Origin of the sequence: Cryobacterium sp. Hh38, assembly GCF_004403235.1 — a bacterium.
Lineage (GTDB): Bacteria > Actinomycetota > Actinomycetes > Actinomycetales > Microbacteriaceae > Cryobacterium > Cryobacterium levicorallinum.
Window position 1 is genome coordinate 51,832 of sequence record NZ_SOHD01000031.1, and the last position, 26,122, is coordinate 77,953.

General features: G+C 66.0%; 23 protein-coding genes. 12 read left to right on the plus strand and 11 right to left on the minus strand.

What is annotated here, in order from left to right; all coding sequences use genetic code 11:
• From E3T41_RS11445 to E3T41_RS11455, 3 genes are all read right to left on the minus strand, one after another.
• A complete protein-coding gene (locus E3T41_RS11445; protein WP_166791545.1) occupies positions 1-660 on the minus strand; it encodes an NUDIX domain-containing protein in 660 nt (219 codons plus the stop codon).
• A gap of 280 nt (positions 661-940) precedes the next feature.
• The gene (locus E3T41_RS11450) at positions 941-1,708 is read right to left on the minus strand and encodes a polyprenol monophosphomannose synthase (RefSeq protein WP_104131903.1); all 768 of its coding nucleotides are present in this window, start codon (positions 1,706-1,708) and stop codon (positions 941-943) included.
• Positions 1,709-1,712: 4 nt separating this feature from the next.
• Positions 1,713-3,254: a glycosyltransferase family 39 protein gene (locus E3T41_RS11455; protein WP_134478688.1), complete on the minus strand. Its 1,542-nt coding sequence runs from the start codon at positions 3,252-3,254 to the stop codon at positions 1,713-1,715.
• A 143-nt stretch (positions 3,255-3,397) separates the two neighbouring features.
• Here E3T41_RS11455 and E3T41_RS11460 point away from each other — a divergent pair, with 143 nt between their 5' ends.
• The gene (locus tag E3T41_RS11460) at positions 3,398-4,228 is read left to right on the plus strand and encodes a carbon-nitrogen hydrolase family protein (protein WP_092450195.1); all 831 of its coding nucleotides are present in this window, start codon (positions 3,398-3,400) and stop codon (positions 4,226-4,228) included.
• Positions 4,229-4,248: 20 nt separating this feature from the next.
• Here the strand turns inward: E3T41_RS11460 and E3T41_RS11465 are convergent, their stop codons facing one another.
• Together E3T41_RS11465 and E3T41_RS11470 are read right to left on the minus strand one after the other, a co-directional pair.
• The gene (locus tag E3T41_RS11465) at positions 4,249-4,593 is read right to left on the minus strand and encodes an ATP-dependent DNA ligase (protein WP_241991144.1); all 345 of its coding nucleotides are present in this window, start codon (positions 4,591-4,593) and stop codon (positions 4,249-4,251) included.
• Positions 4,594-4,821: 228 nt separating this feature from the next.
• On the minus strand, positions 4,822-5,826 hold the full coding sequence (locus tag E3T41_RS11470; RefSeq protein WP_134478690.1) for an alpha/beta fold hydrolase: 1,005 nt from the start codon (positions 5,824-5,826) through the stop codon (positions 4,822-4,824).
• A 338-nt stretch (positions 5,827-6,164) separates the two neighbouring features.
• On the opposite strand from E3T41_RS11470, the gene E3T41_RS11475 reads away from it, so the two are divergent.
• A complete protein-coding gene (locus tag E3T41_RS11475; RefSeq protein ID WP_134478692.1) occupies positions 6,165-7,238 on the plus strand; it encodes an alkene reductase in 1,074 nt (357 codons plus the stop codon).
• A 71-nt stretch (positions 7,239-7,309) separates the two neighbouring features.
• Here E3T41_RS11475 and E3T41_RS11480 read toward each other — a convergent pair whose 3' ends face one another.
• Positions 7,310-8,539 (minus strand): aminotransferase class I/II-fold pyridoxal phosphate-dependent enzyme, encoded by a 1,230-nt coding sequence (locus E3T41_RS11480; protein WP_134478694.1) that lies wholly within the window; start codon positions 8,537-8,539, stop codon positions 7,310-7,312.
• A gap of 117 nt (positions 8,540-8,656) precedes the next feature.
• Here E3T41_RS11480 and E3T41_RS11485 point away from each other — a divergent pair, with 117 nt between their 5' ends.
• The 5 genes from E3T41_RS11485 to E3T41_RS11505 all read left to right on the plus strand — a co-directional run bounded on the left by E3T41_RS11485 (position 8,657) and on the right by E3T41_RS11505 (position 14,462).
• Complete coding sequence (locus E3T41_RS11485; protein WP_134478696.1) at positions 8,657-10,261, plus strand: S1C family serine protease; 1,605 nt, start codon at positions 8,657-8,659, stop codon at positions 10,259-10,261.
• A 139-nt stretch (positions 10,262-10,400) separates the two neighbouring features.
• Positions 10,401-11,456 carry a glycosyltransferase family 2 protein gene (locus E3T41_RS11490; protein WP_370257567.1) on the plus strand — a complete coding sequence of 352 codons (1,056 nt, stop codon included), beginning with the start codon at positions 10,401-10,403 and terminating at the stop codon, positions 11,454-11,456.
• A 4-nt stretch (positions 11,457-11,460) separates the two neighbouring features.
• On the plus strand, positions 11,461-12,285 hold the full coding sequence (locus tag E3T41_RS11495; protein ID WP_092450183.1) for a CDP-alcohol phosphatidyltransferase family protein: 825 nt from the start codon (positions 11,461-11,463) through the stop codon (positions 12,283-12,285).
• The gene (locus tag E3T41_RS11500) at positions 12,272-13,165 is read left to right on the plus strand and encodes a glycosyltransferase family 2 protein (RefSeq protein ID WP_092450181.1); all 894 of its coding nucleotides are present in this window, start codon (positions 12,272-12,274) and stop codon (positions 13,163-13,165) included. Before E3T41_RS11495 ends, E3T41_RS11500 begins: the two co-directional genes overlap by 14 nt.
• Positions 13,166-13,184: 19 nt before the next feature.
• Positions 13,185-14,462 carry a CDP-glycerol glycerophosphotransferase family protein gene (locus E3T41_RS11505; protein WP_134478697.1) on the plus strand — a complete coding sequence of 426 codons (1,278 nt, stop codon included), beginning with the start codon at positions 13,185-13,187 and terminating at the stop codon, positions 14,460-14,462.
• Positions 14,463-14,609: 147 nt separating this feature from the next.
• Here E3T41_RS11505 and E3T41_RS11510 read toward each other — a convergent pair whose 3' ends face one another.
• A complete protein-coding gene (locus E3T41_RS11510; protein WP_174775299.1) occupies positions 14,610-15,485 on the minus strand; it encodes a hypothetical protein in 876 nt (291 codons plus the stop codon).
• Between the two features lie 154 nt (positions 15,486-15,639).
• On the opposite strand from E3T41_RS11510, the gene E3T41_RS11515 reads away from it, so the two are divergent.
• Positions 15,640-15,918, plus strand: a complete 279-nt coding sequence (locus E3T41_RS11515) for a helix-turn-helix domain-containing protein (RefSeq protein WP_092450179.1) — start codon at positions 15,640-15,642, stop codon at positions 15,916-15,918.
• A 12-nt stretch (positions 15,919-15,930) separates the two neighbouring features.
• Here the strand turns inward: E3T41_RS11515 and E3T41_RS11520 are convergent, their stop codons facing one another.
• Together E3T41_RS11520 and E3T41_RS11525 are read right to left on the minus strand one after the other, a co-directional pair.
• The gene (locus E3T41_RS11520; protein ID WP_170851569.1) at positions 15,931-16,698 is read right to left on the minus strand and encodes an ABC transporter ATP-binding protein; all 768 of its coding nucleotides are present in this window, start codon (positions 16,696-16,698) and stop codon (positions 15,931-15,933) included.
• Positions 16,698-17,498: an ABC transporter permease gene (locus E3T41_RS11525; RefSeq protein ID WP_241991145.1), complete on the minus strand. Its 801-nt coding sequence runs from the start codon at positions 17,496-17,498 to the stop codon at positions 16,698-16,700. Before E3T41_RS11525 ends, E3T41_RS11520 begins: the two co-directional genes overlap by 1 nt.
• A 178-nt stretch (positions 17,499-17,676) precedes the next feature.
• Between E3T41_RS11525 and E3T41_RS11530 the strand changes: the two genes are divergently transcribed.
• Positions 17,677-19,665, plus strand: a complete 1,989-nt coding sequence (locus tag E3T41_RS11530; RefSeq protein ID WP_134478699.1) for an aconitate hydratase — start codon at positions 17,677-17,679, stop codon at positions 19,663-19,665.
• A gap of 42 nt (positions 19,666-19,707) precedes the next feature.
• On the opposite strand, the gene E3T41_RS11535 is transcribed toward E3T41_RS11530, so the two are convergent.
• Positions 19,708-21,180, minus strand: coding sequence for a hydroxymethylglutaryl-CoA synthase family protein (locus tag E3T41_RS11535; RefSeq protein WP_092450175.1), 1,473 nt, complete (start codon positions 21,178-21,180; stop codon positions 19,708-19,710).
• Positions 21,181-21,329: 149 nt separating this feature from the next.
• On the opposite strand from E3T41_RS11535, the gene mvaD reads away from it, so the two are divergent.
• Genes mvaD through E3T41_RS11550 form a run of 3 tightly spaced genes read left to right on the plus strand, consistent with a single transcriptional unit; the run spans position 21,330 to position 25,619 of the window.
• Entirely contained in the window at positions 21,330-22,322 is a 993-nt protein-coding gene (gene mvaD, locus E3T41_RS11540) for a diphosphomevalonate decarboxylase (RefSeq protein WP_134478701.1), read from the plus strand.
• A gap of 1 nt (position 22,323) precedes the next feature.
• Complete coding sequence (locus tag E3T41_RS11545) at positions 22,324-23,319, plus strand: mevalonate kinase (protein ID WP_166787454.1); 996 nt, start codon at positions 22,324-22,326, stop codon at positions 23,317-23,319.
• Entirely contained in the window at positions 23,316-25,619 is a 2,304-nt protein-coding gene (locus tag E3T41_RS11550) for a hydroxymethylglutaryl-CoA reductase, degradative (RefSeq protein WP_134478705.1), read from the plus strand. Before E3T41_RS11545 ends, E3T41_RS11550 begins: the two co-directional genes overlap by 4 nt.
• Before the next feature lie 87 nt (positions 25,620-25,706).
• Here the strand turns inward: E3T41_RS11550 and E3T41_RS11555 are convergent, their stop codons facing one another.
• Positions 25,707-26,072: a hypothetical protein gene (locus tag E3T41_RS11555; protein ID WP_134478707.1), complete on the minus strand. Its 366-nt coding sequence runs from the start codon at positions 26,070-26,072 to the stop codon at positions 25,707-25,709.
• Positions 26,073-26,122 lie beyond the last annotated feature (50 nt).

Genomic DNA, 26,122 nt, shown 5'->3' on the forward strand with positions numbered 1-26,122 from the left:
TTAGAGCGTCGGCCCCGGCGGGTCGTGCTCGCTGGCGCGACCGTCATAGCGGTAGAGCCGCGCCGGTCGATGGCGGGCACCGGCCACGTGCTGATCGGTGCCGATCAGGGTGCCGCTCGACTCCATCGATCGCCGAAAATTGGCCGGGTCGAGTGCTTTCTGCAGCACGGCCTCGTGTACCTCGCGCAACTGGGCGAGGGTGAACGTGTCACCGAGAAAGGCGTGGGCGATGCGGGCGTATTCGACCTTGGTGCGCAGCCGCCAGAGCGCGTATTCCACGATGCGGTTGTGGTCAAACGCCAGCGGCGGCAGTTGGTCGGCCGCAAACCAGCGCACGTTTTCACCAACGGATGCCCGTTCCGCGACCTCAGAGCGCACCAGCGCCCAGTACACGACGGAGACCACGCGCAGCCCGGGGGAGCGGTCGATATCGCCGAAGGTATAAAGCTGCTCGAGGTAGCGCGGCGACAGCTCAGTGGTCTCGCGCAGGGTGCGGGCTGCGGCTGCGGCAAGTTCTTCGTCGGCCGGCAGCCATCCGCCCGGCAGCGCCCAGAGGTCTCGGTGAGGGTCGCGGGTGCGCCGAACGAGGGGCAGCCACAGGGTCTTGAGCCCGGACTCGTCGTCGGGGCGCAGGGCGAAGATCACGGTCGACACGGCCAGGCTTGAACCCGCAGCGACTGACCCCGCAGCGCTCGCCCGGGCGTCTCTGACGGCGAGCGGGCTCTGCTGCGCGATCGGGGGTGTCTGTACGGAATGTTCCAGCACGGGGATCCAGTCGTAAAGGTCTAGTTGACTCTAACTGCTGGATCCATCATATAGTCAAACTGACTCAAACACCCGAATGTGACGAAAACCCGTCGTTGTCCGGCTGGCACAACTCATCCACGGCGGTCGTCCGTTGTTGTTGCGCACACAGGTCCGCAACGAAATTCGTTGGGAGTCAGGCTCCGCGGGCTGCGGCAGCTGCGCGCGCGCCGGCCCGGCTGATGCCCATGCCTGTCACACCCCAGAGCGTCACCCGAGCCATCGCCTCGATCGCGATGCGCGGGTTCATCTTCGACGACCCGCGCACCCGCTCGACGAAGGTGATTGGCACCTCGACGACGCGCAGGTCGGCGCGCACGGCGTGCAGCAGCATCTCGATCTGAAAGCAGTAGCCGAGGCTGTCGACGCTGGAGAGGTCCATGCGTGACAGGGCGCGGGCCGAATACACCCGGTAACCGCCGGTGGCGTCGTGTTGGGGCAGTCGCAGCAGTATCCGGGAGTAGAAGGACCCGCCGCGGGAGAGAGCGCGTCGATGCCAGGGCCAATTCTCGATGGCCCCACCCGGTACCCAGCGCGATCCCAGCACCACGTCGGCCGTTTCGGCCGCGGTCAGCAGACTGGCGAGTTGCTCCGGCCGGTGGGATCCATCGGCGTCGAGTTGCACAAGCTGGGTATAGCCGTGGCTGAGAGCCCAGCCGAAACCCTCGAGGTAGGCGGCGCCGAGGCCGGTCTTGTCGGTGCGATGCAGAACGTGTACGGCCGAATCCGAGACGGCAAGCTGATCGGCGAGGCTGCCGGTGCCGTCGGGGGAGGCGTCATCGACGACCAAAATGTGCGCCGCGGGGACGCTCGAGCGAACGCGTTCAACAATGCTGGCCACGTTCTCGGCCTCGTTGTAGGTGGGAATGATGACCAGCGTGGTGGTTGCTGAGTTCAGGGGCACTGGCTTACCTCGTCATTTCAATAATGATGGTGCGGTTGACCAGCGTCGTCTCGGCGACGCGGAATCCTTGCAGTTGCAGCGTGCGGACATCCGTTTCATGTCGCCAGTCCGCACTCCCCGAGTATTGCAGCAGCCAGACCGTGTTGAGGTTCGCTACGGCCGGAAGCGCGTCGGGCAGTGGGGCTACTTCGTCCCAGAGCCAGGCCGTGTCGCTGTAGGCACGGGTCAATGTCACGTCGTGCAGGCCGGCGAACGCCTCGGGGTAGAGGTGCATGGCCAGCCGCGGAATGCGCGACGGGCGCACGCTCTGGTCGAAGACGACGCCGTCGCCGGGCAGCGCCTCGGCGGCCAGCACGGCCGCCGCCTGACGCCAGTCGCTGCCCTCGTTCTTGCCGAATTCACCGCGTTGCACGGTGTAGGCGGGCACGATGGTGGCCACGAGCAGGGCAACGCTTGCGGCGCGCAGCCAATTATTGGCCAGAGCGGCCAGCCCCACGGCGATCACGATGGCCACCGCCGGGGCGCAGATCGACAGGTAGCGCGTCGAGTACATGGGGGTGACTAACTCGTTGCCGATCAAGAGGATGCCGCTCGGCAGCAGCATCCAGGCCAGGAAAATGCTCAGCGCACCGCGGCTGGGCAGACCAGCCTGATATTGCGTGCCGCGGAGCCGAAAAAATACGGCCATTACGGCCACGATAATGAGCGCCCAGGCCATGATCGCGACCGGAACGGTGTCGAACCACTGCATGACCGCGGCTTCAGAGACGGTGACCCTTGGGCGGCGGCCGATGAACGCGATCTGCTCCCGCTGGGCTGAGCCCGCGAGCAGAATGGGCAGGGCCAGCAGCAGCCCGAGCAGGCTTGCCCCCAGCCAGAGTGCCAGGCTCCACCAGAGTCGGGCAGTGGGTCGGCGAAGCGGATGCCGGCGGGCCAGCGCCACGACCGCCACGGCATGTACCGAAAGCAGCAGGGCCAGGTAAAGGAAGACGTATATTCCCAATGCGAGCAGCAGGGAGTAGCCACCCCACAGGGCGATCTGCCGTCGGCGACTCGCGGTGCGGCTGCGCACCGCGAGCACCAGCAGCACGGTCAGCCACACGGCGATCGCCGTCGCGATCGCCGTCGATCGCGCCTCAGACCCCATGTAGGTCACTCGGGGCAGCACAGCGAAGATCAGGCCGGCGCCGATCGCGGCCGGGCGGGAGATGAATTTTTCGGCCAGAACGACGGTGCCGGCGGCGGCAGCGCCGATCGCGATCGCGCTCGGCAGCCGGGTGGAGAACTCGGAGGCGCCGAACAGGTCAATCCAGCCGTGCAGAAACAGGTAGTAGGCGCCGTGCACCGCATCGATGTTGCCGAGCATTAGGAACAGTGAGGGCAGTGAGCGCTCGGCGGACATCACACTGGCCGCTTCATCGCCCCAGTACGACGGCTGCCAGGACCAGGCGACCGACACGATGAAGGCGACGAGACCCACGAGAAAGGCTGACCATCCGGTTGACCGGAGGGTGAAATCGGGTCGGGCCAGCGCGCGAGAAGCCAAGGGATGAGGCGCGATAGCGGAGGTCACCCGGTCAACCTACCCAGCAATTGTTAACGGTAGCCATCGAAACGCCCCGAATTTGCTGCAAAGACCAATCCGTTTGCCCCACGGTGTCGGCATCGGCTGCCAGCTAGGCTTTCGCCATGAGCCCAACAGCGCAGCCAGACCAGCCAGCCGCGGTGGGCGTTGCCGTCGCCCAGTTCGCGCCGGGGACCGATAAAGCGCAGAACCGGGCCGTGATTCGCCAGCTGGCCACGACCGCAGCCCGGCGTGGTGCCCACCTGGTCGTGTTCCCGGAGTACTCGGCCTTCTTCGAGCCCAAACTCGGGCCGGCCTTCGTGGCCGCCGCGGAGCCGCTCGATGGCCCGTTCAAGACGGCGCTCGCCGCGCTCGCAGCCGAGCTGGGCATCCACATTGTGGCCGGCATGCTCGAGACAACGCAGGACCCGGCCCGGTTTTCGAACACCCTCGTCGCCGTCGATCCGACCGGATGCCTCGTCGCGAGCTATCGCAAACTGCACCTCTACGACGCCTTCGGCGATCGCGAATCCGACTGGGTGTTGCCGGGGGACATCGACGATCCCGAGATCTTCGAGGTCGGTGGACTGCGGGTGGGCCTGCAGACCTGTTACGACGTTCGCTTTCCCGAAGTAACCCGTCGCCTCGTCGATGCCGGAGCGACCCTGGTGCTGGTGCCGGCCGAGTGGGTGCGCGGTCCCCTCAAGGAGCACCATTGGCGCACGCTGCTGACGGCCCGGGCGCTCGAGAACACCGTGTTCGTGGCCGCCGCCGATCACACGCCGCCGATCGGCGTGGGTACGAGCATGATCATCGACCCGATGGGCGTCGCGTTGGTGAGTCTTGGTGAGGCAGCGGATGTCGCGATCGCCTTTCTGGAACCGGCCCGCGTTGCAACGGTGCGCGCGATCAACCCGGCCCTGGCGCTGCGCCGGTTCGCCGTCGTGCCGCGCTGATTCTGACGGCGCTGACCCGGCTAGCGTTCGCTGACGCTCGCCTTGGTCGCGCGGGTCTGGGCGGCCGCCCGAATGCCGATGGCCGGTTCAATCTTGGGTGTGTGGGTGGCGTCGACGGCCGCACTCTCTTCGGCGGTCACGACGAGCCCCTGGAAACTGTTCGCCGAACGGCTGAGTTGAGCGACCCAGTTCGGATTGATGGTCGGGGCGTGGTCACCGGCGAACTTGAAATAGAGCGGAATTGCCGGGTTCAGCCAGGCCGAACTCCGCCCGTCGCCGATCACGGTGGTATCGCGCCAGGAGAGCAGAAAACTCTCACCGTGGCGCAGTTTCTGAACGATCACGAGTTGCAGATGTGCCAACATTCGGTCTTCGAATTCTACGACGACTCGATCATATGTAAGCGAGCCCATGAGTGCTACTTTCGGTCGGTCGGTCGTGCTGCCCTCAGCGAGAAGCGAAGGGTGTTGAAACACTGGAGCCGGAACGATTGAAAGCGAAGCCTGCACTTTTACGTGGAACCGGGTAATGCTCCTCACTGTCCTCCGTTGGGGGGACAAATACAAGCAGTTCAGCAAGTGCCCAGCGCATTGTCACGTTGTGGCGGGGTCGACCGGCAGCGGAGCGGCGAATTCGAGCCGGAGCAGCACTTGGAGCGGGCGTTCGATCTGACCGAAATGCCCGGCTCCCGCAATCGTGCTGATCACACATTGGGGCACAACCTCGCGCAGCTTCGCGTCGTCGGCCGCCGTGACAAATACGTCGTCGTCACCGTGCACGGCGCGCACCGGGCACACGATCTGAGCCCACCGCCGGGTTGCGTCGTAGGCGCCGGCGCGGACAGCGGCCAGCACGAACCCGGCTGGACGCAGTTCGGTTCCGATCGCGGCGACCACGGCCCCGTCGATGATTCCGGGGCGGCGAAACAGCGGCGCAACGAGGCCGCGCAGTAGATTCAGTCGGGCGAGGGCCGTGATCAGGCTACGGCTGGCGCTGCCGCCCAGCCGCAGGATCCGCATCGTCAGCAGCAGCGTGGTGAACGCCGGCAACACGAAGAAGTGGCGAATCGGGTGGCGCACGCTGTCCTGGATTGAAAACGACGTGGCCGAGACCAGACCGACGGATGCTGTCGCCCGCGTCTCGCTCGCCGCCAGCTGCAACGCGATGAACCCTCCCATGGAATGACCCACGACGTTCCACCGCTCATAGCCGAGGGCACGCGCCACCTCGGCGACTGTCTCGGCCATCGACTCGACGGTCAGGCTTGCTTCATCCGCGGGAAGCGGCGAGTCGCCCCATCCTGGCAGGTCGGGAATGATCAGATCGGGTAGATCACGTTCGGTGGCGTGGGCCGCCTGCAGCAGGGGCGTCCAGGTCGTCCAGGATCCGGCAGCACCGTGCAGCAGAATGGTCGCGGTCTGGCTGGTCGTGCGGCGCCCATGCCGCACGACGACGGTGCCGCCGCGCAGCCGCATCGAACTGGTCGTCAGCCCAAAATGACGCGCATCCGGGTCGAGCGCGAACGGGCTGTAGCCCAGCACGGTCGCCGGGGGTGCCGGTCGGGGCTGGGCGGCCGGCTCGGGGATCGGTGCCGGCACGGGTTGCGCCGGGCGCGGACCGGGCTTCGGCCGCGGCCCCGGAGTATCAAGGGCGGTCGCGACGGAGAGGCTTCTGCTCGTTGGTCGGGTCATCAAGATGCTCATGTGCATAGTTCGGTGCGCAGACCGCGCCGGATTGCTCCCAGCCCTGACAAAGATGGGGCACGAAATCTCAACGCGCAGGAAGCGCACGCGTTGAGCCAATTAACAGGCAGGAATATCGAGTGCGCCGCGGCCGTTGCCGCCTACGGGCGAAGAGCGACGACCGCCCGCCAGTCCTCCCTGAACCTGTCGATCTGACTGACCGGCTGACTCGTTATTTTCAGAAAGAAGTATCCGTGAACCTCTTTTCCCCGCTGACCCTCGGCGACCTGCAGCTGCCCAACCGCCTCGTGATGGCGCCGCTGACCCGCATCCGTTCTGGCCAGTCTGGGGTCCCCGGCGAGCTGGTGGCCCTGCATTACACGCAGCGAGCCACACTCGGCCTGATCGTGAGCGAGGGCACCTACCCGAGCCACGCCGGCCAAGGCTTTCCCGGCCAGCCCGGTCTGGTTGAACCGGAGCAGCTCGCTGGCTGGCAGGCCGTGACCGACTCCGTGCACGCCGCCGGCGGACGCATCGTCGCCCAGGTCATGCACGCCGGCCGGGTCACGCACGAAGCCACCACCGGCGGCTACCGCGTCGTTGGGCCCAGCGCGATCGCCATCACCGGAAGTACTCGCACCTACGACGGCAAGCAGGACTTTCCCGTGCCCCACGCACTGACCGCCGAGGAATTGCCCGGCATTATCGAGGACTTCGTGCGCGCGTCGAAGAACGCCATCGCGGCCGGATTCGACGGCGTGGAGCTGCACGGCGCCAACGGCTACCTGCTGCACGAATTCCTCTCGCCGGCCTCCAACGTGCGGGGCGACTCCTTCGGCGGTTCGCCCGAGAATCGTGCCCGTTTCGTCATCGACGTTGTCACGGCGGTCGCCGCGGCGATCGGTGCCGGCAAGGTGGGCCTGCGCATCTCGCCCGAGCACAACATTCAGGATGCCCTCGAAACGGATGCCGACGACCTCGCGGCCACCTATGGCGCCCTCATCGGCGGGATCGCCCCGCTGGGCCTGGCTTACCTGAGCGTGCTGCACGCCGACCCGGCCGGGGAGTTCGTGCAACACCTGCGGGCGCGCTTCGGTGGTAACTTCTTGGTGAACAGCGGATTCGGCGTGATTACCTCGCGCTACGAAGCCCTCGCCCTGGTTCGTGACGACGTCGCGGACGCCGTCGTGGTCGGTCGCGCGGCCATCGCGAACCCCGACCTGCTGCGTCGCTGGCAGGAGGACCTGCCGGTCAACGAGCCCAACCCGCTCACCTACTACGCCGACGGCGCCCGCGGCTACACCGACTACCCCGCCCTGGCTTCCTAACTGCCCCGCGAGAGCGCAAAAAGTGCCCGATTGACACTCTCAATCGGGCACTTTTTGCGCTCTCGCGAAACTTAGCGTGGTTTGAGGGCGGCCAGCTCGGCCGACGCCTGTTCCAGAAGTTCTATTTTCTTGCAGTAGGCGAACCGCACGAGCGGCGCATATTCGCCCCGGTGCGCGGGGGAGCAGAACGCCGCAATCGGCACCGCGACCACCCCGGCCAGTTCGGGGAGCCGGCGGCAGAGGTCGGCACCGTCGGTGAAACCGAGCGGTGTGGCGTCCGCCACGATGAAGTACGAGCCCTGCGGCACGCTGATGGCGAATCCGGCCGCGCGAAGCCCCGTGGCCAGGACATCACGCTTGCCCTTCATCTCGGCGGCGATGTGCGCAAAATACGCGTCCGGCAGGTCGAGCCCCACCGCGATGGCCGGCTGAAACGGCGCCGCGTTCACATAAGTGAGAAACTGCTTGACCGCGAGAATGGCGGTCACGATTTTGGCGGGTGCACTCAGCCACCCCACCTTCCAGCCGGTCAGGCTGAACGTCTTGCCTCCGGATGAAATGGTGACCGTGCGCTCCCACGCCCCCGGCAGCGTCGCGATCGGAATGTGTGGCGCCCCGAACGTGAGGTGTTCGTACACCTCATCCGTGACGATCAACGCGTCGTGCTGGTGTGCGAGCTTGACAATCAGCTCCAAAGTCTCCCGGGGAAATATCGCGCCGGTCGGGTTGTGCGGATCGTTCACGATGATCAGTCGGGTGCGATCGGTCACGGCGGCGCGCAGGGCGTCGAGGTCGGGCTGGAAGTCGGGAGCACGCAGCGGAACCGTTCGATGGATGCCGCCACCCAGGCCGATCAGTCCGCCGTAGGCATCGTAGAACGGCTCGAAGGTCACGACCTCGTCACCCGGTTCGATCAGCGCCAGAATGGTCGCCGCAAGCGCCTCGGTTGCGCCGGCCGTGACCAGAATCTCACTGCCGGGGTCGAGCTTCAGCCCGTAGAACCGCTGCTGGTGCCGGGCAATCGCCTCGAGGAGGACCGGCTGGCCGCGCCCAGGCGGATATTGGTTCACCCCGTCGCTGATCGCCTGGCGGGCGGCCTCGAGAACCTCGGCTGGTCCGTCTTCATCCGGAAAGCCCTGTCCGAGATTGATGGCACCGGTGCGCGCGGCGAGCGCGCTCATCTCGGCGAATATACTCGCTGCAACGCTGCCGTCTTCCGCGAGGAGCCCGGCCCCGCAGGCTGTGCGTCGCCAGGCACCCGAGACGATCGGGGTATGTTCTGTGTGGAAAGAGTCCTGCATGGGCTCCAAACTATCGCCTCGGCAAGGTCTCGGCTTGATCATTGAATGCTCTCAGGCCGTACATACCGAACGTTCAGGTTCGGGCGCAAAGCTGGCAACGCTTGGAAGGAGCACCCGATGACCGACAACAATAAAGATTCTGGCACCACCCCCGATCTGGCTGATGACGCAGCAGCCTTTGCCGTGAATGAGTCCGGCGAGGCTACTCCGCCCACGGTACCGCCGGTGCCACCCACAGAAGCGCCGGCCGCACCCTCGGCCCCGACCGCCCCGCCGACGAATTCCGAGCCCGCCGTGCCGGTCGTCAAGGCACCGACCCAGCCTGCCGCGACTGAGACCGGCTACCCGGCCGCGAACCCGACCTCTACTTACCCGACGGATGCCTTCGGTCGCCCCGTCGAGACCGCCACAGCCTCTGCCTACGCCCCCAGCGTCGCCCCGCAGGACTACGCCACCGCTAATTCCTACCCCGGGCAGCCGTTCACGGCCGGCAAGACCAAGGAATCCGGTCGCCGCAAGGGCAGCGTCGCGCTCATCGCCGCCCTCGCCATCGGCGCCCTGGTCGGCGGATCAACCGGTGCCGGCATCACAGCCCTGATGATGAGCAACCAGAGCAACGGAGTCCGGGTCAGCGAAGCCTCCGGCCCGAGCAACGTCGTGGTCAATGACTCCACGAGCGTGAACCAGATCACCGCCGTCGCCGCGAAGGCCTCGCCGAGCGTCGTGACCATCGATGTCGCCAATGGCTCCTCGGGCGGTACCGGCTCAGGGGTCATCCTCACCGAAGACGGCTACGTGCTCACCAACACCCATGTCGTCACGCTCGACGGGGCCGCCTCGGACGTCACGATCGAGGTCAAGAGTAACGATGGCAAGCTGTACACCGCTACGCTCGTCGGCACCGACCCCATCTCCGACCTCGCCGTCATCAAACTGACCGACGCCAGCGGCCTGACCCCGATCACCTGGGGTGACTCCTCCGAGCTCAACGTCGGCGACAGCGCCATCGCCATCGGCGCCCCCCTCGGCCTGTCCGGCACGGTCACTGACGGCATCGTCAGCGCCCTCAACCGCAGCATCACCGTCGCGAGCTCGGCCGCACCGAGCTCGCCCGACCAGACGGTACCCGACGAGGGCGACAGCCAGAACCCGTTCTTCTTCGACTTCCCCAACCAGAACGGCGAACAGTCGCAGGGCTCCCAGGGTGCCACCGCGAGCATCTCCCTCCCCGTGATTCAAACGGATGCCGCCATCAACCCCGGTAACTCCGGTGGCGCCCTGCTGAATGACGCCGGTGAGCTGATCGGCATCAACGTGGCCATCGCGAGCGCCGGCAGCACGACCGCGTCGTCGGCGGCCGGAAGCATCGGCGTGGGATTCTCGATCCCGTCGAACTTCGCCCAGCGCATCTCCGATGAGATCATCGCCAATGGAACGGCCACGCACGGCCTGCTCGGTGCGAGCGTCAGAGACGCGTCGAGCTCGACCAGCAGCACGGTGGGTGCCCTCATCGTCGAAGCCAGCTCCGGTGGTGCGGCCGAACAGGCCGGCCTGCAAGCCGACGACGTGATCACCAACTTCAACGGTGTGCCGATCACCGACGCGATCGACCTCACCGCCCAGGTGCGGGTACTCCCGGCCGGTGGAACCGCTGACCTCACCTATGTGCGGGACGGCAAGTCGTTCACCGTCTCGGTCACGGTCGGCGAGCTGACCAGCTAAGCCCCGCTCCCTTCCTGCACATCGCGTCGCCGGCTCGCCGGCGGCGCGATGTGTTTGTCTGCAGGCGGGTGACGGAACGTCGGCGCGTGGCGAATTGCCGGGCTGGTAGGCTCGATCGTCCTACCCCCTTATCGGAAAGCTGGCCAGCCAGGTGCACCAAGGTAGTACGGGATTTCTGCCCGGGGTCTCGTACGTGATGCCCGTGCTGAACGAGGCGACACACGTGCGAGCTGCAGTCGAGAGCCTGCTGGGGCAGGACTACCAGGGACCGTTCGAGGTCACCCTGGCGCTCGGACCCAGCATCGACGGAACGACCGAACTGGTCGAGGAAATGGCCGCCGTAGATGCTCGCATTCGTGTCGTGTCCAACGAAGTGGGGTCGACTCCGGCCGGCCTGAACACGGCCATTCGCGCGTCCCAATATGCGGTCGTCATTCGCGTGGACGCTCACTCGGTGTTGCCCCCCGAGTACGCCCGCGTCGCGGTTGAAACGCTCGGACGCACCGGCGCCGACAACGTCGGCGGCATCATGGATGCTCGCGGAATCAGCGCCTTTGAACGGGCCGTAGCCCGTGCCTACGGCACCCGCATCGGCCTCGGCGGCACACCGCACCACGTGGGCGGAGCGGAAGGGGCTGCCGAAACGGTCTACCTAGGCTGTTTTCGCACCCAGAGCATCCTCGACGTCGGGCTCTTCGACGAGGGTGTGAAACGCGGCCAGGACTGGGACCTCAACCGTCGGCTGCGCGAGGCCGGTGGCTTGGTCTGGTTCACGCCGAAGCTGCGGGTGCTCTACCGGCCCCGGCCGACCCTGGCCCAATTGGCGCGGCAGATGCTGTCGACCGGGCTGTGGCGCGGAGAACTCGCGCGGCGCTATCCGGCGGCCAACGGCATCCGTTATTTCGTGCCGCCGGCCATGGTGCTCGGTGTGACTCTCGGGGTGCTCCTCGGCCTCGGGGGGCTCCTGCAGCTGGCTCTCGGCGCAACGCCGTGGCTGCTCCTCGGCCTGATTGTTCCGGCCGGGTACCTGCTCATCGTCGTCGCCGCGACTCTCGCGGTGGCCCGACCAGACGGATTTCGTGCAGGACTGCATTTTCTCGTAGTCTTGCCGTGCATTCACTTCTGCTGGGGAATCGGCTTCGTCCTCGGATATCTCAAGCTCACCAGCAACATCACGGCACACACGGGAAGGTGAGCAGATGACCAGTTCGCCCCACATCTCGCCCAACCGGCCGGCCCGACCGGAGTCCATCGCCCAGCTCCGAGCCGTCGCCCAGCCGCCGGAGGTGCGTCTGCGTGCCAACGCCGAGCACTGGACGGCAAGCCTGTACCTGCGCGACCTGTCGCCGTACCTGACCTGGATGCTGCTGAAAACCCGCATCTCCGCCAACGGCGTGACCGCTCTGATGATCCTGGCTGGCTGGTTGACCGCCGCAGCGCTGCTGATTCCGGGAATCTGGGGCGCACTGCTGGCCCTCGCCCTCAGCCAGGTGCAAATGCTGATCGATTGCTGTGACGGTGAAGTCGCCCGCTGGCGCGGCACGTCCTCACCCGCGGGGGTGTTTCTCGACAAGGTCGGGCACTATTCCACCGAGTCGCTCATTCCCATTGCCCTCGGCTTTAGGGCAGCCGCATACCCGTTCGAGTCGCCCGAGGATTTTCTCTGGACCAGCCTCGCGCTGCTGCTCGCCCTGATCATCGTGCTGAACAAAGCGCTCAACGACATGGTGCACGTCGCCCGCGCCAACGCCGGCCTGACCAAGCTCGCCGACACCCACGGCGAGAAGACCCCGACGCCCCGCCTGATCGCCCGCGTTCGCCGTCTCGCGCGCTTCGTGCCCTTCCACCGGCTGTACCACTCGGTCGAGCTGACCATGGTCATCTTCGCCGCGGCCGTCATTGGGCTGGTGATCGGGCAGCCGATCGTCGACCGGGCCGTGCTGAGCATCCTGGTTCCGCTCGCATTTCTGTCGCTCATCGGTCATTTCGTGGCCATTATGGCGTCCAAGCGTGTCCGTTCCTAGCTTTGGCTCCGCTACCCCGACGGTCGGTGTCGTGGTGCTCACCCAGGGCACCCGGCCAGAGGACCTCGACCGCGGAATCCGCTCGGTGCTGGCCCAGCAGGGGGTTACCCTCGACGTAATCTGTGTCGGCAACGGCTGGCAGCCGACCGGCCTGCCTGGCGGCGTGCAATCGCTCGGGCTGCCGACGAACCTCGGCATTCCGGCCGGACGCAATCGCGGGGTGTCGCTCGTCACCGGGGACTACCTGTTCTTTCTCGACGACGATGCGAGCATTCCCGACCCGAACTTTCTGATCAACGCGATCGGCAAGCTGCGCGCCGACCCCACGATCGGCCTGCTGCAGCCGCGGGTCGAGGACCCGACCGGCGTCGAATCGCCCCGGCGGTGGATTCCGCGCATCCGCAAGGGCGAGGCCGCCACGTCCGGACCGGTGTTCTCGGTCTGGGAGGGCGCCGTGTTGCTGCCGCGGACCGTCTTCGACGCGACCGGCGGCTGGGCCGAGCCGTTCTTCTACGCCCACGAGGGCATCGAACTGGCCTGGCGGGTCTGGGACCAGGGCCGGGTCGCCTGGTATGCCGGCGACCTCGTGGCCAACCATCCGGTGATCCTGCAGACCCGGCACGCCGACTACTATCGCTTGAATGCCCGCAATCGGGTTTGGCTCGCCCGTCGCAACCTGCCTGCCCTGTTGGTGCCGCTCTATGTCGGCGCCTGGACGGCAATTCAGGTGCTGCGCTGGGCCCCGAACAACCGGCCGGCCCTGCGCGCCTGGTTCGGCGGCTGGCGCGAGGGCTGGCGCAGCGATCCGGGGCCGCGGCATCCGCTTCGAGCACGCACGATCTGGCGCATGACCGTCGCCGGGCGACCGCCGATTATCTGAGGGACGGTAGGCTGGTTCGGTGGTAATTCGGAAAGACATCAGGCGTGCCGTCAAGCTGGTCAAGGATGTCGTGGCATCCCGCAAGGCGCAACACGCGCTGCGCGGCCCGCTGAAATCGCGGGAAATACGCGAGGACAACCACTTCAAGATCGCCGTCTACTTTGCCGACGGGCCGGTCAACATGTACCAGATGCGGCAGTGGTACCGGCCGCTCGCCACCCTCGCCAAGACCTGGCCGGTGCTGGTGCTCAGCCGCACCGGCGGCGGCACCCTCAAGCTCATGGACGAGTCGCCGGTTCCAGTCGCCTACGCGCGCACGGTGCCGCAGCTCGAGCGGATCGTCGCCGAGCAGGACATCCGCATCGTGTTCTATGTCAACCAGAACCCGCGCAACTTTCAGATGATGCGCTACGGGCGCTGCTGGCACGTTTTCATCAACCACGGTGAGAGCGACAAGATGTATATGATCACCAACCAGTTCAAGGCCTACGACTACTCCTTCGTCGCCGGGGACGCCGCGCTGGCCCGACTGGACCGGGTGCTCTGGGACTACGACTTCGACAAGCGCGCCATCAAAATCGGGCGCCCGCAGGCCGACTATTTCAGCGGCGAACTGCCGTACACGCGCGACGAACGCCAGGTCGTGCTCTACGCCCCCACCTGGGAGGGCGATCGGGCAACCGCCGCTTATGGCTCCGTCGCGACCCACGGGGTCGCGCTGGTCAGCGCCCTGCTGGCCACCGGAACGCATCGGGTCATCTATCGTCCGCACCCGCGCAGCGGCGTTGTCGACCACCTCTACGGTGCCGCCAATAAGACCATCATCAGCGCCATCGCCGCGGCGAACGCCCGCGATCCGCGCGCGCAGCACGTCTACGATTCCGGCCCAGACCTCGGCTGGCAGTTGGCCGTCGCTGACGTCGCCATCGTCGACATTTCGGCGATGGTGTACGACCGCCTCGCCACCGGCAAGCCACTTATTATCACCCGCCCGGTGAACCCGACGGCCGTGATCGACACGAGCGGGTACCTCTCCGACTGCGAGTGGCTGCCCGCCGAGAAGGCCGGGGACATCGTGGCCGCCGTCGACCGGCTCACCCACGATGGCGCGGCGGTCGAACGACTGCAGGGCTGGGTGCAGCGCTATTTCGGCGACACCACCCCCGGCGTCGCAACGGAGCGCCTGCACACGGCCGTGCAGCACCTCATGGACGAATGGGATCGGTTCGCGGCCGTGCACGACCACGATGCACCCATCGTGCCCGATCCCACCACGATCCCCGACGACGAGCTATAGCGTCGGGTTCTGACCGGGTGTTGGGCCTCCCAGCGAACATTGCGCGCTGCTGTGCTGCACGGGCGCCCGATTGTGGCTCGCGCGCCGGGCAGGCCGCGCGCGCGAGCGGCTTGGGGTTGCGCGAGCAGCACCAGCACGACCGACGCGCTACTTGCGTGCGGGGTCGAGCGGCGATTCGAGCTGCTGCGGCTGCGCAGTCGGCCACGAAGCGGATGCCAGAGGCTCGGCCGGTCCGGCCGCCACCGGCTTGCCCCGGTGCGTTTCCAGCACCCGGATTTTCCGCACTCGTGGGTCCAAATCCGGCTGAAACCCGGTGGGCGGCGGGCCGAACGCGAGTCGTGACGCGTGCATGACCTTATTGCCCAGAATGTGATTGCCGACACCGCCGATGACCGCTCCGATGCCAAACGGGAGGACTTTGCCGAGCAGGCTGGCGCTGCCACGGGTGGCGAACTGACGCAGAAAAGCGCTCTTGAGCCGGTCAGTCAGGGGGCCCAGAACCGCTCGGGGGAGGCTGTTCGTGATGAGTTCGCCCCAGTAGGTGGTGCGGGCCGTGCCCGAACCGGTGACCTGGCCTGCGAGCTGACGCACCAGATCGCTGCCCTCCCGGCCCAGCATCATGGTCATGACCAGGGCGCGGGCTCGCTCCGGATCCTCCACGGCGATACCGTGTACCTCGCTGACTGACTGCGTGAACAGCGCCGTCGCCTCGAGAAAGCCGGCGGTCTCCAGGCCAGACAGGGCGATGGTCACGCCCGTGCCGACCCCGGGAATGACGGCGGTCGCGCCCACTGCTGCGCCCCCGGCGGTGACCGCCGCGAGATAGCGCTTCTCCAGGATGCGAACGATCTGCTCCGGCGAGGCGTGGGGATTGCGACGACGGATGCTGCGGATATGGGCCAGGACGACTGGCCGGTGAATGGCCAGAACCCGGTCGATTCCCTTCACAAACCCGGTCGGTAGGGCACCGCCCTGCGGATTCCCGCCGGTCGACGACAGCATCGGTGTGCTTTTCCTGGCCATTGATCGCCTTCCCCCTTGCCCGTCTCGTCGAGTGTACGTGGTGCGCCGGGGAACACGCTGTGCCGCGCGGCGACTCCGGCAAGACATCAAATACCACGTCTGGGCAATTGTCCAGCCGCTAGTCAAGACCGGGGCGGCCGGCTACAACTGAGGAATGCCCGAGCCGAAATCAGAAGCATCCAGACTGCTTGGCCGCCGTCTGCGCGAACGGCGCCTGACTCTTGGCTTCAATCAGGAGTCGGTGGCCCTGCTAGCCGGACTCAACGTGTCGAATTATGCCCGGATCGATCGGGGGTATGGAAACCCGACGATGTACACCCTCATTCGACTTGCCGCCGTCCTGCAACTCGAACTCAGTGAGCTGGTGATCGGCCTGGAGGTCGAACAGCTTCCGCCCACCCGGGACGCCTACCTGGCCATCAACTTTCGCTGACGATGCTTCTGGTCAGGCCTTGGGCTTGACGGCGTAGTCCGTGTTGTAGCGCTCAAGCACGTCGGTGATCGGGGCATCGAGCACAAGATCGCCCCGGTCGAGGTAGAGGCCGCGGGTGCAGAACCGACGCAGGTCTCGCTCATTGTGCGACACGATGAACAGCGTTCGGCCGCCGGCGAGAAGCTCTTCGATGCGCTGGTAGCACTTCTCCCGAAAGGCCTTATCTCCCACGGCCAGTACCTCGTCGACTAGCAGAATCGGTTCTTCCAACCGGGAGATCACGGCGAAAGCGATGCGCACCTTCATGCCGCTGGACAGATGCTTGTACGGCGTGTCGATGAAATCGGCGATCTCGGCGAAGTCGATGATCTCGTCAAAGCGTTCGGCAATTTGCTTGCGGGTCATGCCGTGCAATCCCGCAGTGAGATAGACGTTGTCGCGTACGCTCAGGTCGTCGACGAATCCGCCGGTGATCTCGATCAGCGGTGCGACGCCCTCGGTCACGTGCACCGTTCCCGTATCGGGAAGTACGACTCCGGTGACGAGTTTGAGCAGGGTGGACTTGCCCTGGCCGTTGCGGCCGACGACACCGATGGCTTCCCCCGGCTGCACGGTGAAGCTCACGTGCTGCAGGGCCCAGAATTCGCCCGGGCGGCTGCGCCGGTTTCTGGCACCGAAGAGGTCCTTGAAATTGCGACGACCGCGACGATTCCTGCGAAAGCGGATGCCGACATCCACTAGCGAAATCACCGGCAGCACCGCGGCTGTCTGGTTCACCATTAGATCTCCTTCAGAACGGCGCGCTCGGTGCGGCGGAAGACCAGCAGCCCCAGCCCGAGAAAGAGCAGGGACATGACAACGCTGATCGCAACGGCGAACCAGTCGAGTTGCTCCGGAAAAAACGCTGCCCGGTAGAGGCTGAAGATGCCGGTCAGTGGGTTGAAAGCAGCCCAGAACTGCAGTTCGGGCGGAAGATCGGTGGTGCTGTAGATGATGGGGGAGGCGTAGAAGAGAAATCGAAGGATGAGTTTGACGGCCCGTTCCAGGTCTCGAAAGAACACGACGAGCGGTGCGACGAGCAGGCCGACCCCCGCGGTCAGCGCTGCCTGAATCACCATGGCGAGGGGAAAGAACAGCGCGTCGATGTGCAGTTGCGCGCCGTACACAATGGCGAAGAGAACCAGTACCGGTATCGAAGCGAGAAACTCGATGCCCTTGGAGAGCACGAGGCGGTTCACCCAGATGGTGCGGGGAATGCGGGTGGAGCGGATGAGCTTGGCCTCGCGCAGAAATGCCCTCGTGCAATCGGAGACAGCCCCGTTGAACCACATCCAGGGCAGCAGGGCGGCCAACAGGAACACGATATAAGGCTCGGTGCCGACGTTTTTGTCAAATACCTGGGTGAAGACGAACCAGTAGATTCCGGCCATCACGAGCGGATCGAGGATGGACCAGAAGTAGCCGAGTACCGAGGTGGAGTAGCGCACGCGAAGATCGCGCTGCGTCAGCAGCCAAAGGGAATGCCGATACCGCGCGATCGGCGTGCGCTGTTCGGGGCGCACCAGGGCGTAACTACTCACGCCGTCTATCGTATGGGAGCCGGACTTGGTCTCGTGCCAGCCCACACTTACTGGGCTCTGGCCCAAACACCCCCAAAGAGTGGTCGTCAGCCCCGCAGTCGCATAGGTTAAGGATCAGCGGGTTGCGTGGATTGGTGCTTGTCGACGCAGCCACCCGCACACTAGCAAGGGAGCCCGCATGGCCTACAACGTCGCCCAGAAATTAATTTCCTCGCATCTGATAGTCGGAGAGATGATCCCCGGCACCGAAATCGGCATCCGCATCGACCAGACCCTCACCCAGGATGCAACGGGCACCCTGGTCATGCTCGAGCTGGAAGCTCTCGGCCTGGATTGCGCACGCACAGAGGTTTCCGTGCAGTATGTCGACCACAACCTGTTGCAGGCCGACAGCAAGAACGCCGAAGACCATGACTTTCTGCGTTCTGCCTGCCAACGCTTTGGCATCTGGTTTTCCAAGGCCGGCAACGGGGTATCGCACCCGACGCACATGCAGCGCTTCGGTATCCCAGGCAAGACCATGGTCGGCTCGGACAGCCACACCCCGGCGGCTGGCTCCCTCGGCATGCTCGCCATCGGCGTCGGCGGCACCGAGGTCGCGCTGGCGATCGCCGGCGAACCGCTCTACATTCGCATGCCCGAAATCTGGGGGATTCGTCTCACCGGACAGCTGCCGCCGTGGACGAGCGCCAAGGACGTCATCCTTGAAATGCTCCGTCGCCACGGTGTGAAGGGCGGTGTCAACCGGATCGTTGAGTACTACGGTCCGGGGCTGGCATCGCTGACCGCGATGGACCGGCACGTGATTGCCAATATGGGCGCAGAGCTCGGAGCAACGACGACGGTGTTTCCCGCCGATGATCAGGTTCGCACATTCTTGCGCGCGGAGGCGCGTGAGGACGACTTCGTCGAACTGCTCGCCGACGCTGATGCGACCTATGACGTGAACGAGGAGATCGATCTCGCGACGATCGTGCCGTTGATCGCGCTGCCGAGCTCTCCGGGCAATGTCGTTCCGGTGAGCGAGGTCGCCGGCCGGCCGGTCGAGCAGGTGGTGATCGGGTCATCCGCTAACCCGGGTCTGCGCGACTTCGCGATCGTCGCGGCGATCACCAAGGGACGTCAGTCCTTCCCCGGGCTGAGCCTCGACGTCAATCCGAGTTCACGCCAGATTCTGCAGGACCTGACCAAAATGGGGGCAACCCTCGATCTGATCGGGGCCGGTGCGCGGCTGCACCAGTCTGGCTGCATGGGCTGCATCGGCATGGGGCAGGCACCCGCCAACGGCAGCATCAGCCTGCGTACCATGCCGCGCAACTTTCCGGGTCGCTCGGGCACCCAGGAGGACTCGGTCTACCTCTGTTCGCCGGAAACCGGGGCTGCGGCCGCGTTGACCGGAAAAATCACCGATCCGCGCGACCTCGCCGACTTGTTCGGTATGGACTATCCCGAGATCGTCCTGCCCGAGTTCTCTAGTGTGAACCTGACCATGCTTGAGGCGCCGCTGCCGGCGGCGGAATCGCTCACCATCGCGCTGGTCAAGGGCGAGAATATTTCATCCCTGCCGGTCTTCGGCCCGCTCGCCGAGCGTATTGAGGCGCCCGTTGCGCTGATCGTTGGCGACGATATCTCAACGGATGAGATTCTTCCGGCCGGTGCGCGTGTCTTGCCGTTTCGCAGCAACGTGCCCAAACTTGCCGAATTCACCTTTGATCAGGTCGACCCGACCTACCCGACCCGCGCCGCGCTCAGCCGGGACACGACCGGCCATATGATTGTCGCCGGTGCCAACTACGGGCAGGGTTCCTCCCGCGAGCACGCCGCGATCACGCCCCGATTCCTAGGCCTGCGGGTGGTGCTGGCGGTGTCATTCGCGCGAATCCACTGGCAGAACCTGGCCAACTTCGGCGCGCTCGCGCTGCAATTCACGGATGCCGCCGATCACGATCGCATCCAGCGTGACGACGTCCTGGTGCTCGATGGCATTCGGGAGGCGCTCGCCAACGGCACCGAGATTCTCGTTCGCAACACCACCCGCAACGAGACCTATACGGTGCGGCACGAACTCTCGACCCGCCAGATCGAGATGCTCTTGGTCGGCGGTCTCATTCCGTGGCTGCGTGCCCGGCACGCACAGGGCGAGCCCGAGATCGGCGCAGCGGAGTAGCGGTACAAAGAACGGGACCGGCTCCAGCCGGCCCCGTTCTGGTTATTCGGTGCTGTCGACCACGTATCGGTAATACTCGACGCCCTCATCGAAGAAGTCGGGTCCGTTCGATGTTCCGACATGATCGACCACGAACTCGTCGTGGGCGGGCGGGGTGACGTCGATCAGGCGTCCCGCGTGCACGTCGATATATTGCGTTTCGTTCAGATCGACAGCTCCGAGCAGCGCGCGGTCGAAATTGATTCGCGCCGCCGCGTCTTGCCACCCGGCCACAACCCGCAGCGGCAGGGCCTCCGCCGCGTCGCCACTGCCATAGCCGAGGGCCAGCCAGTCCTGATCGGCCAGATCCAGGCCGTCGGTCAGGGCCTGGTGCAGGCCAGCGGCGAGCCAGGCCGGCAGGGCAGCGGTGTAGAGATTACCGAGGTCGCGCATGGCTTCCGAGCCTAGTCCGAGCTTTTCCCGAACGAGGGTGTCCCAGAGCGGGGTTTTGCGCAGCTGGTTGCGCGCCCGGCGCGCCAGCGGAAAGGCATCGCCGGTGTTTTCGGCGAGCTGCGCACCGGTGATTCCGAATGGTTTTGGAGCCAGCAGCTCAGCGCTCAGCCGATCGGCGTCGACGCCGGCTCCGGCGGCGAGTGCGCGCAGCTCGTCGTGACCGTCGGTATCGTGCGCGAGAGTGAACAGGTAGGCCATGACCCACCCGGTGGTGGGCATCTGGTGGTACGGGCGGTGCATGAACACCGCGTCGATGTCGTGAAAATAGTCGAGATTTCGGCCGGGGCGTTTGTCGAGCATCGCCGTCATCGCGTGGTGGGTGGCATCGATGTAGCAGCTGGTGGAGTAATGCCCGTTGAACATGGGCAGGTCCTGCAGCTGGCCATCGTCGCGGTCGGGCTGATTGCGAAAACGTGTAAACGGCTTGCGAAAGTCGGCCACCCGATAGTCGGAGTCGCTGCCAGCCCCGGCGAGGTCCACCTCCAGTAGCCGTGCGTCGCTCTCCAGCAACATGGCGACGGCCCCTGCTCCCTGGGTGGGCTCGCCGCTGCCACCGCGCGCGTACTCGGCGATGTCGGCGCAGACGACGATGGCCTGGCGACCGCGGCCATCCGTTGCCAGATAGCGCAGCGCAGCTTTCATGCCGTACACGCCGCCGAGGCAGGCCTGCTTGAATTCAGGCACTTCGCAGTCTCTGGCCAACAGCGGCAGGCCGGCGGCGGCGAGGGCCTCATTGACCATGCCCTTCACGATGACAGCACCGGCCGAATTGTCGGTGCTTGATTCGGTTCCGAGGGCGAGCAGCCCGACCTGGGTCGGGTCGATGTCGTAGTCCCTAATCAGCCGCCAGACCGCGGTAGCCGCGAAGGTATAGACACTCTGCCGAGGTGCGCGCATGCGAAAACTGCGTCCGACCACCGAACGGAATTTCTCCCACGGTTGGTCATTCCACTCGCACCACGATTCGAGCTGAACGCGATACGGCGGGAGGTACAGGGAAAAACCACTAATTCCAGGAGCCAACTGTGTCCACTTAACTTTCAGGTGATTGCGGGGCCGCGACGGTCACGCTATTTTAGTCGGCCAAGCTGCGAGTCGGGGCGCGGGCCGGTTCGAACGGATAACATCGGGGGCCCGGCTAAAATGGATGCAGAACCGATCGGAGCAGTCCTGTGTCACAGACCCTTGAGGCCGGCGCTACGGCCCGCGCCCGCGCACACAGCAATATTGCACTGGTCAAGTACTGGGGCAAGAACGATGCCGTTCTCAATACCCCGGCGGTCGGGTCGATCTCGATCACCCTCGACGCCCTCTACACCGACACCCGAGTGACCTTTCGCGCCGGGCTCGCGACCGATGAATTATGGCTCAACGGATGCCGGCACGACGCCACCAAGGCCAGTCGCGTTCTCGACCTGGTGCGTTATTCCCGAGGTGCCACCCTATGCGCGATCGTGGAGTCCACGAATAATTTCCCGACCGGAGCCGGGCTGGCCTCGTCGGCGTCCGGTTTCGCCGCTCTCGCCGTCGCCGCGACCGGCGCAGCCGGGCTCACGCCGACCGCGCGGGAGCTGTCCATCCTGGCCAGGCACGGCTCCGGTTCGGCCGCCCGTTCCATTTTCGGCGGTTTCGCCGAGATGCACGCCGGCAGTGCCGCCGACGGTTTGGACTCCTACGCTGAGCAGCTGCTGCCCGGCGCGGACTGGCCGCTCGCCATTTTGGTCGCTATCACCGCGCACGGGGCGAAGCCGATCAATTCGACCGTCGGCATGGGCGCGACCGCGGTCAGTTCGCCGTTCTACCCGGCCTGGCTGGCGACGGCCCCGACTGATCTCGCCGATATGCGGGCCGCGATCGCCGCTTTCGACTTCGTGCGTGTCGGCGAACTCGCCGAGTACAACTGCCTCAAGCTGCACGCCCTGATGCTCACCACCCGGCCAGCGTTGATCTATTGGAACGCCGCGACGGTCGCCGTGATGCACGCCGTTCGCGACCTGCGCGCGTCCGGCATTGCGGCCTACTTCACCATTGATGCCGGACCGCAGGTGAAGGTGCTCTGCCTGCCGACCGATGCGTCCCGGGTGCACGAGGCACTGTCGACCGTGGGCGGCGTGCTCGAGGTGCGCCAGAGCGCGCTCGGCCCCGACGCCTACCGGCTGGACTGACGTGACAGCGATAACGTCATCGGCCCCTGGAAAACTTTTTCTGCTCGGTGAATACGCGGTTTTGCACGGCGCACCGGCGCTGCTGGCGGCCGTCGATCGCCGAGTCACCGTCACGGTCGTACCGGCCGGGTCCTGGCGGCTGCACGCCCAAAGCATTGGCATCCAGCACCTCGACCTCGACGATGAGGGGCAACTACCGGCCGCTCTCAACGCCCAGACCCGGTCGACCCTGCGCCTGTTCGATACGGTGCGAGCGGCAGTGCGAGCCCGAGCCGGCGGCGGCCCGTTCGAGATCAGCATCGACAGCGCGGAACTCTCCCGCGATGGCCACAAGTTGGGACTCGGGTCGAGCGCTGCGGTGGCCAGCGCGCTCACGGCCGCCTTGGCCACGGCCTCGAGGCTGTACCTCGATCGCGCGGCGCTGTTCACGCTGGCCCAGTCGGCTCATCGGGCCGCCCAAAACGGCACGGGTAGCGGCGGAGATGTCGCCGCAAGCGTCTACGGCGGTCTGCTCTCCTATGCCGTCGGCGCGACGCCGGTGCCGTTGCAGTGGCCCAACGATCTCACCATGCTGGCCGTGGTCACCGGTGAAGGGTCGGTGACAACCGACCTGGTCGGTCGGGTGAACGACTTTGGTGCCGCGCATCCGCTGCAACACGCCCAGGACGTGGCGAGGCTGACCCGGCTCGCGCACACGGCACAGTCAGCGCTCGCCGACCGCGCCGAATTTCTGCGCCTGATCGACGACTACTTCACCGCGCTGGCCCGGCTCGACAGCCACGCCGAGGCCGGCATCGTTACCGCGCGTCACCGGGAGCTGCGCGTCGTGGCCCAGCGGGCTGGTGGCGTGTTCAAGACTTCCGGAGCTGGCGGCGGCGATGTCGGACTCGCCTTCAGCGCGAGCGGCTTGGCCGCCGAACGGCTCGCGGCAGCACTGACCGACGCCGGCGCATCCGTTGTACCGCTGGTCCTTGGCGCAGAGGGGACAAGGTCATGAGCGGCTCACGCATCGCGAAGTTCTATCGGAAGTCAGTTCAGAAACGACTGGAGTTGCTACACGAACGCGGAACGTTGAATGATGCTGACTACGCCATGCTGCAGCCCGGTGCGGGCCTGCTGAACGCCGAAACCGCCGATCGTCTCACTGAAAACGTGATCGGCGTATTTTCGATGCCACTTGGGCTCGGACTGAATTTTCAGATCAACGGCCTGGACTATTTGGTTCCCATGGTGGTGGAGGAGCCGTCCGTCGTGGCTGCGGTCAGTTCCACCGCGCTTCTGGTGCGCCAGGCGGGTGGGTTCGCCAGCAGATCCGACGAGCCGCTGCTGATCGGCCAGGTGCAGATCGTCGATGTTGCCGACCCGGCGCGTGCTCGCCAGGCTCTGCTTGCGCAATCTGAGCACATTCTGCAGCTGGCCAACAGCGGCCACGCGAACATGGTCGCCCGCGGCGGCGGCGCGCGCGGTATCGAGGTGCACCTGCGCGGAGCGACGGCGCAAAACGGCGAGCTGCTGGTGGTACATCTGCTCGTTGACACCCGCGATGCGATGGGCGCGAACCTGGTCAACTCCATGTGCGAAAGCATCGCACCCCTGGTCGAGCACATCAGCGCTGGTCGGGTGTTCTTGCGCATCCTCTCAAACCTGACCGATCGCGCCCTCGTGCGTGCCCGGGCGGTCATCCCGGAAGCCCTGCTGGCAACCCGGGACTATCCCGGCGACCGGGTGCGCGACGGGATCATTCTGGCCAGCGAATTCGCCGCCATGGACCCCTATCGGGCCACCACCCATAACAAGGGCATCATGAACGGCATCGACGCCGTCGCGATCGCCACCGGCAACGACTGGCGCGCCATCGAGGCCGCCGCCCACGCGTACGCCGCCCGCGGGCCACGTTATGCACCGTTGTCGACCTGGAGCGCCAACGACGCCGGCGACCTGGTCGGCGAACTGACCATGCCGCTGAAGGTCGGCACGGTCGGCGGTCAGGTGGAATCGAACCCGGCCGTGCGCATCGCCCATACAATTTTGGATGTCGCCTCGGCGCGCGAACTGGCCGAGGTAATGGCGGCCGTCGGGCTGGCCCAGAACCTGGCCGCGCTCAAAGCGCTCTCGACCACGGGGATCCAACACGGCCACATGCGCCTGCACGCCCGAGCGGTCGCGGTGGCCGCCGGTACCGGCCCGGCGCGGTTCGATGAGGTCGTCGAGCGACTCCTCGTCGGCGGCGAGATCAAGGTGTGGAAGGCGCGGCAGATTCTGACCGAACTCGAAGCCCGGCCGTCGCCGGTCCTCGCGCCCCCGACCGCAGTGCCCCAGGCCGCAGCGATGCCGGCCGCAGCGATGCCGACGCGTGCACCGCTCGGTGCCCGCTCGCAGGTCGGCTACGGAAAGATCATCCTGCTCGGCGAGCACTCCGTGGTCTACGGCCGCCGCGCTATTGCCGCGCCGATCGGCCTCACAGTGCGAGCCGAGGTCGTTCGCGGCGAACCTGGGCAGGCGCCGGTCATCACCGACTGGAACGTTGATGGTTCGGCGCAGGAAACGATCAGCCCCGACGTCTCACATCAGGTCGCCGCGTTGATCGCGGCGCGTCTCGGGCTGCCCGAATCCGGCGTGCGGGTCGACGTGTTTTCCAAGCTTCCGCGCGCGAGCGGCCTGGGAGCGTCGGCCGCGTTCGCCGTCGCACTGATTCGAGCGACCGCCGAGTGCTTCTCGATCGAGCTCAGCGACGAACAGGTGTCGAGCCTGGCCTTTGAGTGCGAACAGATCGTGCACGGCACACCCTCGGGCATCGACAACACCGTTGCCACCTTCGGTCGGCCGATCCTGTTTAAAAAAACGGATGCCCCGAGCGGTCACGAAATAAGCGACATTGTCACACCGCATCCGATCCCGATCGTGATCGGTCTCAGCGGTGTGCACGCCCTGACCGCGCACACCGTGGCCGCGGTGCGCGCGGCGTGGCTGCACAACCGCGCGCGTTACGATGCGATCTTCGATCAGATCGACTCCCTGGTGGGGGAGGGGGCCGACGCCCTGCGCCGGGGCGACACGGCCGAACTGGGCGAGCTCATGAACATCAATCAGGGCCTGCTCAATGCACTGCAGGTGTCGAGCCCTGAGCTCGAGCAGATGGTCGCCATCGCGCGCCGGGCCGGTGCGCTCGGTGCCAAGCTCACCGGCGGGGGCGGCGGTGGCGCGATTATCGCCCTGGCCGGGCCCGCTGGCGCCGAACCGATCCGTACCGCTCTGCACCAGGCCGGCTACACCACCTATCTCACCGAGATTAGATAATCGATCGCCGCCCCGGGTGTGGGTGATCGCTGGCTCCGTCAGGTTCACCGGCGTGCGCTGCGTCGCGAACGGAGGCTCCTGGCTACGTCACCGGGGTGCGCTCTCCTCGGCGACCTGGTCGCCCGATGCGCGCTGCAGCTCGCCCTGCAGTTCCTGGAAGTACGCGACTTCCTTCTGAATACCGGCGGCCTCGCGGGGCGAATATCCGGCGGCCGCCAACTCATGCGCGATGTGGGAATAGGCACGACCATACTCGGCCACCGCCGCGTACAGGGCAGCTCTACGCGGCTCGTTCTTCGACACGACCTCGGTGTTGTCGAGGTTTCTGGCGCAAAAATAGTTTCGGTAGTCGAGGGTACGTTTCGGCGGGGAAACCGGCTCGCACATCTCACGAAGCGCATCCTCCGCTGCATCCAGCATTGAGCGGTTGTCCTTCAATCGATTCTCCGGCATGTCAGCCCATCCTTTGCGAAGTCGGTCCTTCCAACCTACTCGGGGCGACG

Bases quoted from the DNA above. Each gene is read 5' to 3' on its own strand.
- E3T41_RS11460 (WP_092450195.1), top strand. From the start codon at position 3,398: ATGAGCCCAACAGCGCAGCCAGACCAGCCAGCCGCGGTGGGCGTTGCC.
- E3T41_RS11465 (WP_241991144.1), bottom strand. From the start codon at position 4,593: ATGTTGGCACATCTGCAACTCGTGATCGTTCAGAAACTGCGCCACGGT.
- E3T41_RS11480 (WP_134478694.1), bottom strand. From the start codon at position 8,539: ATGCAGGACTCTTTCCACACAGAACATACCCCGATCGTCTCGGGTGCC.
- E3T41_RS11485 (WP_134478696.1), top strand. From the start codon at position 8,657: ATGACCGACAACAATAAAGATTCTGGCACCACCCCCGATCTGGCTGAT.
- E3T41_RS11495 (WP_092450183.1), top strand. From the start codon at position 11,461: ATGACCAGTTCGCCCCACATCTCGCCCAACCGGCCGGCCCGACCGGAG.
- E3T41_RS11510 (WP_174775299.1), bottom strand. From the start codon at position 15,485: ATGGCCAGGAAAAGCACACCGATGCTGTCGTCGACCGGCGGGAATCCG.
- E3T41_RS11515 (WP_092450179.1), top strand. From the start codon at position 15,640: ATGCCCGAGCCGAAATCAGAAGCATCCAGACTGCTTGGCCGCCGTCTG.
- E3T41_RS11520 (WP_170851569.1), bottom strand. From the start codon at position 16,698: ATGGTGAACCAGACAGCCGCGGTGCTGCCGGTGATTTCGCTAGTGGAT.
- E3T41_RS11530 (WP_134478699.1), top strand. From the start codon at position 17,677: ATGGCCTACAACGTCGCCCAGAAATTAATTTCCTCGCATCTGATAGTC.
- E3T41_RS11550 (WP_134478705.1), top strand. From the start codon at position 23,316: ATGAGCGGCTCACGCATCGCGAAGTTCTATCGGAAGTCAGTTCAGAAA.
- E3T41_RS11555 (WP_134478707.1), bottom strand. From the start codon at position 26,072: ATGCCGGAGAATCGATTGAAGGACAACCGCTCAATGCTGGATGCAGCG.